This window comes from uncultured Maritalea sp. (assembly GCF_937139385.1).
Lineage (GTDB): Bacteria > Pseudomonadota > Alphaproteobacteria > Rhizobiales > Devosiaceae > Maritalea > Maritalea porphyrae_A.
This window is the reverse complement of record NZ_CAKZPW010000323.1, coordinates 1-11,039: the sequence shown is the minus strand read 5'-3', so window position 1 is coordinate 11,039 and position 11,039 is coordinate 1. Positions and strand designations below refer to the sequence as shown.

Genomic DNA, 11,039 nt, shown 5'->3' with positions numbered 1-11,039 from the left:
CGGCCAAAATCGCGGGCACCAGCGCTTTGTCAAACGGGGGCATCTTGTCTTGCAGGTTGGCCAAGTCTTTGGCCACCACGGGGCCCACAACGTCAGCGCGGGTGGCGAGCACTTGGCCAAGCTTTACGTAGGTTGGACCAAGCTTTTGCAAAGCCGCAGAAAGCCGTTCAACCCGGCCGGTTTTGCGCACCGCAGGGCGTTCTATCAGCCGCGCAAACCAAATGGCAGTTGCCGCCGGCCCCTTAATACCTTGCCCTTCGGTAAGCGAAAAAGCGCCTTCACGCGCCAAAACATAACCTGCCCGAAAAAGACGCAGATAAGCAAAAAGCCCCATGTTATATCCGCCTATCTCAGTTTCCAGCCAGAATGAATGGCCGCAATATTGCCGCTAAGCGGTGTGTGCGTGACCCGCGAAAAGCCAGCGTCTTCAATCATTTTGCAAAATTGCTTGGGTTTGGGGAACTGGCGAATGCTCTCAATCAAATATTGATAAGGCTGCGCATCCCCCGTGACCACGCCACCGATCGGCGGGATCACATGTTCTGAAAATAGGTCATAGATCTTATCAAGGCCAGGCACATCAACTTCAGAAAATTCCATCACCATAATTCGGCCGCCGCGCTTTAACACCCGATAGGCTTCGCGCAAGGCTTTGTCGATTTGGGGTACATTCCGCATGCCAAACGAAATGGTGTAAACATCAAAGCGATTGTCTTCAAAAGGCAGTTCTTCGGCATTGGCTTCAACAAATTCAACGCCGTCCTGATAGCGCCAAGTTTTGGCCCGCTCAGCTCCCACCCGCAACATATCCGAGTTTATGTCGGAAACGGTGACTTTGGCATACCCGTGCGAAGCGTTTTTGATCCGCTGGGCGATGTCGCCCGTGCCACCAGCCATGTCCAAAACTTCAAATGGCCGATTGCCGGCGCGGGGTGGGGCCAGATTGGCCACAAAGGCGTCTTTCCAGACCCGGTGCATGCCCCCGCTCATCAGGTCATTCATAATGTCATAACGGTCAGCGACCTTATGAAAAACGTCGTTCACCAGCCCCTGTTTTTCTTCCAAGGGCACTTCGCGTTCGCCGAAGTGGGTTGTTTGTTGCGCTTCACTCATCTTTATGGTCACTTGCTTGTCGTCATCACAAATCATCAATGTTGGCGCACCTTATCCTAAGCGCCTCAGCTTTTCTATGGTTGAGGAGGTTTGGGTGCCTGCGCGTCATTGCCACAGTTTATATGCATAAGGAAAGAGTGAATTGCCTGAATTGCCAGAGGTTGAAACGGTCAAAAACGGCCTTGCCCCCTTTATGGATGGGGCGACGATCAAACGCATTGTGCTTAATCGCCCAAATTTGCGCTTTCCATTTCCAAACGGTTTTCAAGAGTTGCTCGAAGGTCAACAGATCGGCCAGCTGCGTCGTCGTGCAAAATATCTAATCGTGCCACTCATGTCTGGCACCAATATGCTCGCCCATTTGGGCATGAGCGGCAGCTTCAAAATCAACGCTGAATTGATTGAAGGCACCGCCCGCAAATTCGTGCCTTTGGCACACCAAAAACATGACCATGTGATTCTAGAAGTTGTGCACCCGACAAAAGGGCGAGTGGACATTATTTACAATGACCCGCGTCGGTTTGGATATATGGACCTGTTTGACGATGAACAGGAAAGCCCCCATTTCGCCAATATGGGGCCAGAGCCATTGGGCAATCAATTTAACGCTCAGCATTTGGCCGAACGTTTCCTAAATAAGAAAACCCCCGTCAAATCTGCACTACTCGACCAGCGCAATGTGGCCGGATTGGGCAATATATATGTGTGTGAAGCGCTCTTTCTTTCAAAGATCGACCCCAGGTGCCCTGTCGGCACATTGGTAAGGGCGGACGGCAAACCCAAAAAGGCGTTGGAATTACTCGCCCCAACGATTGTGCAAGTGCTCAACGAGGCGATTGCAGCGGGTGGATCAACGCTTAAGGATTTTAAGCATGCAGACGGGGAGTTGGGATATTTCCAACACCGTTTCCAAGCCTATGGCCGAGAGGGTGAACCCTGCCTTACACCAAATTGCAAAGCCAACATCGCGCGAACTGTACAATCTGGTCGCTCAACCTTTTACTGTCCCAATTGCCAAACCTAGCCAAAAGACTCTTCCACCGGGGCTTGCAGCCAATTTCGCAAGCTTTTCCTATTGACCAAAACCAATCTTCAACCTATAACCCGGCCAACGTAGTTTCTGGCGGCCTTTGGTGCCGCCGCTTTTATTTCGCGATTCTGCCATCGGGTAGAAAGTGAATAGGCACAAAGAGGACCACATGGCCAATACTCCATCAGCTAAAAAAGCTGTTCGCAAAATTGAGCGCCGCACCGAAGTGAACAAAAACCGTCGTTCGCGCATGCGCACATTCATCCGTAAGGTTGAAGAAGCAATCACATCTGGCGATAGCGCCGAAGCCAAAACGGCTTTGCAAGCTGCTCAACCAGAAATTATGCGCGCAGCGCAAAAAGGCATCGTTCATAAGAACCATGCTTCACGCAAAATTTCACGTCTTTCTAACCGTGTAAAAGCCCTAAGCGCTTAAGGCCTGGCTTTACTTGGACTGACGATTTTAAAGGCTGCCTTAGGGCAGCCTTTTTGCGTTTGGCGTGACAGCGTTTACGCCTGAATTCCGAGGTCACTTCCTTCGCTTGGATTGACATAGAAGCAGCGTGACGAAGAATCTATTGTTCCATTCTAATTGACACATGTTGCGTAATTTAACGTCTAAATTGAACCCTTTGAATCTATTCATAAATTTGTCACATTGTGATTTTGGAGTTTGAAAAAATTCATTTATTTCAGGTACTTAACTCGATGGTGTAGGTCGTCGGAAAATGCGCAAAATGGTTCAAAATGCCGGGATCCTTAACAAAAAGTAAATTTTTTTTTGAGGGGCATTTTTCACTTGAATTTGGATTCATTAAGCAAATCCAATCCCTTAAGAATGGCGAGATTCTGCGTAGCTTGCCAACCCAAATCCACCCCCTAGAGTCAAGAGGGTTTTTAAATGATTCACCAGTTGAAACGCGTCCCCTAATAAGGCTAAACTGCCCATATTGAACAAGAACTGGTGGCGATCCTTGTATTGCCAAGAGTTGAACAGAAAAACGGGGGCCGTTGACGATGTGTGCTAAGAGGAAAACCTGCGTAATTGCAATAATTCCGGTCTTCCATTCGAGATCTGCACACCACCACAGCTAGCCAGTCTAACAAGCGTACTTCCAGTAAAGTAAACGACGCGAGTTGGCGTCAAATTCTAAGTAAATCATAAAAATGGTAGCGTTGAATACTTTCAGCGACTGCTAGGGGTTTGTCTGATTGTAGAATAATCAGCTGACCAACGCGCCAAACAAGCGGCTGGTGCGTTGGTTGAAATATCAAGAGGCACAAATGGATCAGTTCACAATGTTGGCGCAAAAAGAAGAAGATGTTGCAACACATCAAAGCACAACGCCAGCGGTTGAAAACCAACAAGGCGGGGGCGCAATGGATTTATCGGGGGGCGATAACTCAAAACTATGGGCACGAGTGAAAAAGCGGCTTTGGGCAAGCGTCGGGGAGGACGTATTCAGTTCATGGTTCGCAAGGCTGGATTTGGTGGAGCTGGATGGGGACCTGGCGCACCTTTCTGTACCGACAAGGTTTTTATGCTCGTGGATCTTGTCCAATTATCAAGATCGGATCATCGAATCGTTTCAAGCTGAAAACCAAAATGTTCAAACGCTGCAAATCACAGTGCGCGTGAACGGTCGGGTTGAAAGCAAGCAAACGCCAAAAGCTGAAGAGCCAGCAGAGCGTAAAGCGCCAATGCCCACCGTTTCTGCCACCATTCGTACCGGGGCCAAACACTCAGCGCGTGTAAAACAGGGCGACGCATTGTCAGGCTCAGCACTTGATCCAAAATTGACCTTTGACACATTTGTTGCTGGCAGCGCCAACGAGATGGCATTGGGGGCCGCAAAGCAAGTGGCCCAAGCTGTGGCACAGAACTCTGTCACCTTTAATCCCGTTTACATTCACTCATCAGTTGGGTTGGGCAAATCCCACCTGTTGAACGCCATTGCATGGGCCGCCGGTGGCGCAGATAAGTCACGTAATGTGGTTTACCTCACCGCCGACCATTTCATGTATCACTTCATTTCAGCGGTGCAGCGTCAGTCCGCCATTAGCTTTAAAGAGTGGCTGCGCGGCATTGATGTTTTGCTCATCGACGATATGCAATTCTTGCAAGGCAAGTCCGTTACAGAATTCGGCCAAGCGCTTAGCGCGCTGCTTACGGGCGCAAAGCAAGTTGTAGTGGCAGGGGATGCTCCCCCGAATGGCCTTGATATGCTTGATGATCGGTTGCGCTCACGTCTATCCGGTGGTCTTGTGGTGCCCATTCGCTCACTTGATGAAGATCTGCGCCGCGCCATCGTTGAAAAACGTGCCGAACAGGCTCTGGCAAAATACCCGGGCCTGCATATTCCAACCCAGGTGCTCGATTATGTGGCCAAGAAAGTCATTTCCCACGGGCGTGATCTTGATGGATCCATCAACCGCTTGGTGGCGGCCAATCAGCTCACAGGCGAACCCGTAACCATTGAATTGGCTGAAAAGGCATTGCATGATTTGATGCGCACCCGCGATACGCGCCGTATCAAGATCGACGAAATTCAAATTATGGTGGCCAAACACTTCAAAGTGTCAAAGCCCGATCTTTTGTCTTCACGTCGCTCGCGCTCTGTTGTGCGCCCGCGCCAAATCGCCATGTATTTGTCCAAAATGCTGACCTCGCGCTCGCTGCCAGAAATTGGCCGTCGTTTCGGCAACCGGGACCATACAACGGTTTTGCATGCGGTGCGCAAAGTTGAGCAATTGATGTCAGAAGACAATAGCTTCGCCCAAGAAGTGGAATTGCTAAAGCGGATGATCGCTGACTGATCAAATAGGGGCCATGCTGATCATTAACCGCCAGCTTCCGCCTCAAGGATCAAACAAAAGCCCCGATGTCGAACCGACATAGGGGCTTTATTCGTCTGTTGTGTCGACAACTTCAGTGATCGCCCGTTGTACCAATTTCACGCGGCCCGATTTTACCAAAGCCTCACGTAACACAAATTCGATCTGCGCATTTAAACTGCGCAGATCATCATCAGCCCATCTTTGCATTGCATCCATAACTTGGGGCGAAACCCGCAATGCGAATGCTTTTTTTGAAGGCATGTTGATCCCCTAATATAGGCTGCCAGCGTTTACGACCGGGTGGGTATCCTGTTGGCCGCAAAGTACAACCAGTAGATTGCCGACCATCGCCGCCTTGCGTTCATCATCCAGTTCGACAATTTTGCGCTCAGAGAGTTGTGCCAGCGCCATTTCAACCATGCCAACTGCGCCTTCCACAATTGTTTCACGTGCATCCACAATGGCGCTGGCTTGTTGGCGTTGCAACATAGCGGCCGCAATTTCTTGGGCATAAGCGAGGTGGCTAATCCGCGCCTCGACTACTTCAACACCAGCTGTCTGCAACCGATCTTGAATTTCGTGTTGTAGCATTTCAGAAACTTCTGCAGGGTTGGCCCGCAAAGATACAGCGCCACTGCTTTTGCCATCTTTTAGGTCATAGGCATAACGGCTGGCCAAAGTGCGTACCGCCGCTTCGGATTGAACCGCCACAAAGTCTCTATAATTATCGACTTCAAAAGTCGCTTCAGCGGTGTCGGTAACCCGCCACACCACAATCGCTGCAATTTCAATTGGGTTGCCGTTTGCATCATTGACTTTATTCTTGCCGCTTTCAAAATTGCGCAACCGCAATGAAACGGGAATGCGCGGATAGTTAAATGGATTGACCCAGCGCAGGCCAGTTTGCTTCAAGGTGCCATTATAGGCCCCAAACAACACCAAAACTCTAGACTGCTTTGGTTGCACCATCACAAATCCAATCGCCAAAATGGTGCCAACAATTGGCCCACCAATCAGTGGCGGCAAAATAAGCGCCGGGCCGCCGTCCGACCCAATGGCCATTGTCAAGAAATAGAGCATACCAATGATCCATAATGCCAAAAGGGCGACCATGGGATAGCCAGAAATTGACCAAGCGGATTTTTCGTTCATAGTATTCTCCAATTCGATATCATTATGATATCAATATGGCGTGGATTTTCAGAATTGCAAGTCTTCTGTATTTGCGATATTCAATTTGCGAGTTCATTAACTGGAAAAACCACGCCTTTTTCCTTGCCTTTTGAAGCGCAAAAGGCCATTTTCCTTGTCCCCACATGGGGATAAAGACGCATAAGCTGTATCAAAAGCGGCAAAAAGTTACCGGGAGTAGACACCAATGAAAGTTACGCTTGAGAGAAATCACCTGTTGAAATCACTTGGGCATGTGCACCGTGTCGTCGAGCGCCGCACAACCTACCCCATTCTTTCAAACGTTTTGCTCAACGCCAATGATGGCGGCCTGCAATTGCGCGCAACCGACTTGGATATTGAAGTCACCGAATCGGTGCCTGCTATGGTGGGCACGCAAGGCACCACCACCGTGCCGGCCCACACGCTTTATGAAATTGTGCGCAAACTTTCTGATGGCGCGGAAGTGAACCTTGAAGTGGATGGCGCTGGTGAACAGATGGCCATTACATCAGGCCGCTCCAAATTCAACCTCACGTGTCTTTCGGCCGATGGGTTCCCCGATCTCAAATCGGGTGATTTCACCCATAAATTCACTATTAAAGCGGGCGCGCTGCGCCAATTGATCGATTGCACACAGTTTGCGATATCAAGCGAAGAAACCCGCTATTATCTCAATGGCATATTCTTCCACACCATGGATGATGGGGCCAACGTCATCATGCGCGCCGTGGCAACAGATGGTCACCGCTTGGCGCGTGCACAAGTCTCCGCCCCTGAAGGCGCTCAAGGCATGCCTTCTATCATTGTGCCACGCAAAACCGTTGCTGAAGTGCAAAAGCTTTTGTCGGGCGATGAAGACGATGTGGCGATTGAACTTTCAGATACCAAAATCCGCATCGAAGTAAACGGCGTGGTGCTCCTGTCAAAACTCATCGAAGGCACATTCCCCGATTATGAGCGGGTGATCCCGCAAAACAACGATAAGCGCCTCACCGTGGACACCGCAAGCTTCAAGCAAGCGGTTGATCGTGTCTCCACCATTGCCTCAGACCGTGGTGGCAAGGCCGTAAAATTGGCCATTGGTAATGGGTTGCTCGAAATGAGCGTCACCAACCCAGATCACGGCACGGCCCGCGAAGAACTGCCGATTGAGTTCGAAGATGAGGGTTTTGAAATCGGGTTCAATGCCCGCTATTTGCTCGATATCATCGATCAGGTAAAATCGGAAGCGGCGATCTTTATGCTGTCAGACGCAGGCTCACCCACCATTGTTCAGTCTGACAATGATGATGATGCGCTTTATGTTTTGATGCCGATGCGCGTTTAACGCCAAGGGTAGGTTTTAATGGCGGTACCGCGCCAGCCCCCCAGCCATTATTTATCACGGTTGCGGCTTTCAAATTTCCGCAACTATGCAAGCGCTGCGCTTGACCCCGATGATCGCCATGTGGTGCTTACCGGGCCAAATGGCGCGGGCAAAACCAATCTGCTTGAAGCGATCTCTTTGCTGGGCGCGGGGCGCGGGTTGCGCCGCGCAAATTTTGAAACCTTAGCGCTGCACAATGGCACAGGCGGCTGGGCGGTTGCCGCTTCGGTAGAAACCCAATATGGCACCGTCGATTTGGGCACCGGGCTTGATGCTGGTGCAATCACGGGGCGACGGGTCAAAATAAATGGTGCCCCAGCACGGTCAGTGGATCAGTTGGGTGAATATTTGCGCATCCTCTGGCTCACCCCCGCCCAAGATGGTCTGTTCACCGGCCCCGCTGCCGATCGACGCCGGTTTTTTGATCGATTGGTCCTAGCTTTAATCCCCGGGCATGGCGCCGAGGTTGCCCAGTTTGAAAAAGCCATGCGCCAACGCAACAAACTGCTTGATGAATATGGCGATGCGTCGTGGGCTTCAGCCATTGAAGCGCAAATGGCCGCCCATGCCGCCGCCATGCATTTTGCGCGGCTTGATACCATTGCGCATTTGAATGATTTATTGCGCTTGGAGGGATCTTTGGGCTTCCCTTCTGCGCATTTGGAACTTGTGGGGCAAGAAGAAATGCCTCCCTTTCAAACCTCCACGGAATTGGAAGAAGCCTATATCCAATTGTGGCGGCAGCGCCGTCAATTGGACAGGGCAGCAGGGCGCACGACCGTTGGGCCCCATCGGGCCGATATCGCGGTGACCAATATGGATAAACAAATGCCCGCAAACATTTGCTCAACCGGTGAGCAAAAGGCGCTGCTGGTGGGGCTAATTATGGCCCATGCGCGTTTGGTCAAGCAAATGACCTCCATATCGCCCCTCTTGTTGCTAGACGAAATCGCTGCCCATTTAGACGCAAATCGACGCGCCAGCCTGTTCGAATTGCTCAACGCGCTGGGCACTCAATGTTGGATGACGGGCACCGATCAAATTTTGTTTGATTCTCTAGGGGCTGATGCGCAGTTTATTAGCGTGCAAGATGCGCTTTTGACCCCCTTATAGGCGCAAACATCCCCCTTATTGTCCCTTATCTTGCCCCAATGGTTGAAATTGGGCTTGAGCCCTTTGGTTTCACTCAAAAAAAGACTAGAAATAACTAAGTTTAACTGGAAATGATTCGGTGCAAATGAGCGACGAAAAAGCGGTCCCTGGAAATACTGATTATGGTGCGGATAGCATCAAGGTTCTCAAAGGTCTTGATGCGGTGCGCAAACGCCCCGGCATGTATATTGGCGACACGGACGACGGGTCCGGTTTGCACCATATGGTCTATGAAGTTGTCGATAACGCAATTGATGAGGCGCTGGCCGGGCATGCCGACTATGTGACCGTTACCATCAATGCGGACGGCTCGGTTTCCGTAACCGACAACGGGCGCGGCATTCCAACCGGCATCCATGAAGAAGAAGGCGTTTCCGCCGCTGAATTGATCATGACCCAGCTGCACGCGGGTGGTAAGTTCGATTCGAACTCATATAAAGTTTCGGGCGGTTTGCACGGCGTGGGTGTTTCCGTGGTGAACGCTTTGTCTGTTTGGCTCAAACTTGAGATCAAGCGTGACGGCGAAATGCATCAAATGAGCTTCACCCATGGTGAACCTGATGCGCCTTTGGCAAAGGTTGGCGACTGCGGCACCGAAAAAGGCACCAAAGTGACCTTTATGCCGTCTTCTGAAACATTCACCATGATCGAATTCGATTATGCAACGCTGGAGCACCGCTTGCGCGAGCTCGCGTTTTTGAACTCAGGCGTGCGCATCATCTTGTCCGATAAACGCCATCCTGAAGAGATTTCAGTCGAATTGCACTATGATGGCGGCTTGCAAGAATTTGTGCGCTACTTGGACAAATCCAAACAGTCCATGATCCAAGAGCCGATCTACATCACGGCCGAAAAAGACGATATTGTTGTGGAATTGGCTCTGTGGTGGAACGATAGCTACCACGAAAAAGTGCTATGTTTTACCAACAATATCCCGCAGCGCGATGGCGGTACTCACCTTGCAGGCTTGCGCGGTGGTCTCACCCGTCAAGTGATCGGATATGCGGACAAAAGCGGCATTTTGAAAAAAGAAAAAGTCTCGCCAACGGGCGATGACACCCGCGAAGGGCTAACCTGTGTTTTGTCGGTGAAAGTGCCGGACCCAAAATTCTCATCTCAAACCAAAGATAAATTGGTGTCGTCAGAAGTGCGCCCCGTGGTTGAATCTGTGGTCAACGACCGCTTGAACCAATGGTTTGAAGAGCACCCCGCCGAAGCCAAGCAAATTGTCTCAAAAGTGGTTGAAGCCGCCGCCGCCCGCGAAGCGGCGCGCAAAGCGCGCGAATTGACCCGACGCAAATCCTCGCTTGATGTGTCGTTTTTGGCTGGCAAGCTTAAAGATTGTTCAGAAAAAGACCCCGCCCTATCAGAACTCTTCCTGGTGGAGGGTGATTCTGCGGGTGGTTCAGCAACGCAAGGGCGCGACCGGGGTACACAAGCCGTGCTGCCATTGCGCGGTAAAATCCTAAACGTTGAACGCGCGCGCTTTGATAAAATGCTGGGCAGCCAGGAAATTGGCAATCTGGTGATGGCGCTTGGCACCTCGATTGGCCGCGAAGAATTCAACATCGACAAATTGCGCTACCACAAAATCATCATCATGACCGATGCGGACGTGGATGGCGCACACATTAGAACTTTGTTGCTCACCTTCTTTTATCGGCAAATGCCAGAGCTTGTGGAACGTGGTCATATCTATATTGCCCAGCCCCCACTATATAAAGTTAAGCGCGGCCAGTCCGAACAATATCTGAAAGACGAGCGGGCGTTAGAAGAATATTTGCTCACCGTTGGGCTTGAAGATTCAACCCTAAGCACCGCAGCTGGTGTATCACGCGGCGGCAATGATTTGGCTGATGTGGCAAGTAAAGCGCGCGACATGGTACACATCATGAATGCGCTCAATGCGCGTTACAACCGCAAAATCGTTGAGCAATGTGCTATTTCGGGCGCCCTCAGCCAAGCAGTTTTGGACGATCACGACAAAGCGAATGCCGATGGTTTTACGGGCTACTTGCTTGTTGGAAAAGGTCATGACGTCGATGCGGATACGGCTACCGATGAGGACGATCTTCCGCGCAATAGCCAAGGACGCGCGCTTATCGGAGACATGCGCAATGATGAGAATACTATTGTTTCTCAACTGCAATTGGCATTTTTGAAATTTCACAACCGTGTTTTGAGCAGACTTGATGCTAGCACAGATCCAAAAATTGTTGCGCTTGGCTCGGAAGGTCGATTCCAGCACGCACAAACGCTGGTGCGCTGGACTTATCAGTATGTCGTCTGGAACGATTGGATCAAAAGGCTGATCAAGGACGATATGTTTTCGTCGTTGCTTGAGAAAATGCCCGTCCCGGGATCTGC

At 50.8% G+C, this 11,039-nt stretch carries 9 protein-coding genes and 1 pseudogene; 6 read left to right on the top strand and 4 right to left on the bottom strand.

All coding sequences use genetic code 11. The features are described from left to right. A pseudogene (locus tag Q0231_RS13295) lies at window positions 1-334 on the bottom strand (ubiquinone biosynthesis protein UbiB); the annotation flags it as partial. 11 nt (window positions 335-345) lie between these two features. Beyond that, window positions 346-1,113 (bottom strand): bifunctional demethylmenaquinone methyltransferase/2-methoxy-6-polyprenyl-1,4-benzoquinol methylase UbiE, encoded by a 768-nt coding sequence (ubiE, locus tag Q0231_RS13290; protein ID WP_299348063.1) that lies wholly within the window; start codon window positions 1,111-1,113, stop codon window positions 346-348. A gap of 142 nt (window positions 1,114-1,255) precedes the next feature. On the opposite strand from ubiE, the gene mutM reads away from it, so the two are divergent. The 3 genes from mutM (at window position 1,256) to dnaA (ending at window position 4,960) form a co-directional block, all read left to right on the top strand. Continuing rightward, the gene (mutM, locus tag Q0231_RS13285) at window positions 1,256-2,137 is read left to right on the top strand and encodes a bifunctional DNA-formamidopyrimidine glycosylase/DNA-(apurinic or apyrimidinic site) lyase (protein ID WP_299348060.1); all 882 of its coding nucleotides are present in this window, start codon (window positions 1,256-1,258) and stop codon (window positions 2,135-2,137) included. Window positions 2,138-2,312: 175 nt separating this feature from the next. Then, window positions 2,313-2,579, top strand: a complete 267-nt coding sequence (rpsT, locus tag Q0231_RS13280; RefSeq protein ID WP_269393302.1) for a 30S ribosomal protein S20 — start codon at window positions 2,313-2,315, stop codon at window positions 2,577-2,579. An 848-nt stretch (window positions 2,580-3,427) separates the two neighbouring features. Next, window positions 3,428-4,960, top strand: a complete 1,533-nt coding sequence (dnaA, locus tag Q0231_RS13275; RefSeq protein WP_331283671.1) for a chromosomal replication initiator protein DnaA — start codon at window positions 3,428-3,430, stop codon at window positions 4,958-4,960. 87 nt (window positions 4,961-5,047) lie between these two features. Here dnaA and Q0231_RS13270 read toward each other — a convergent pair whose 3' ends face one another. Continuing rightward, window positions 5,048-5,242 carry a hypothetical protein gene (locus Q0231_RS13270; protein ID WP_269393301.1) on the bottom strand — a complete coding sequence of 65 codons (195 nt, stop codon included), beginning with the start codon at window positions 5,240-5,242 and terminating at the stop codon, window positions 5,048-5,050. A gap of 9 nt (window positions 5,243-5,251) precedes the next feature. Then, the gene (locus Q0231_RS13265) at window positions 5,252-6,133 is read right to left on the bottom strand and encodes an SPFH domain-containing protein (RefSeq protein WP_299348056.1); all 882 of its coding nucleotides are present in this window, start codon (window positions 6,131-6,133) and stop codon (window positions 5,252-5,254) included. Window positions 6,134-6,359: 226 nt separating this feature from the next. Between Q0231_RS13265 and dnaN the strand changes: the two genes are divergently transcribed. The 3 genes from dnaN to Q0231_RS13250 form a co-directional block, all read left to right on the top strand. Next, complete coding sequence (dnaN, locus tag Q0231_RS13260; protein WP_299348054.1) at window positions 6,360-7,481, top strand: DNA polymerase III subunit beta; 1,122 nt, start codon at window positions 6,360-6,362, stop codon at window positions 7,479-7,481. 18 nt (window positions 7,482-7,499) lie between these two features. Continuing rightward, the gene (recF, locus tag Q0231_RS13255) at window positions 7,500-8,633 is read left to right on the top strand and encodes a DNA replication/repair protein RecF (RefSeq protein WP_299348053.1); all 1,134 of its coding nucleotides are present in this window, start codon (window positions 7,500-7,502) and stop codon (window positions 8,631-8,633) included. Between the two features lie 124 nt (window positions 8,634-8,757). After that, window positions 8,758-11,039 (top strand): DNA gyrase subunit B (locus Q0231_RS13250; RefSeq protein ID WP_299348052.1); only part of this gene is annotated, 2,282 nt, incomplete at its 3' end.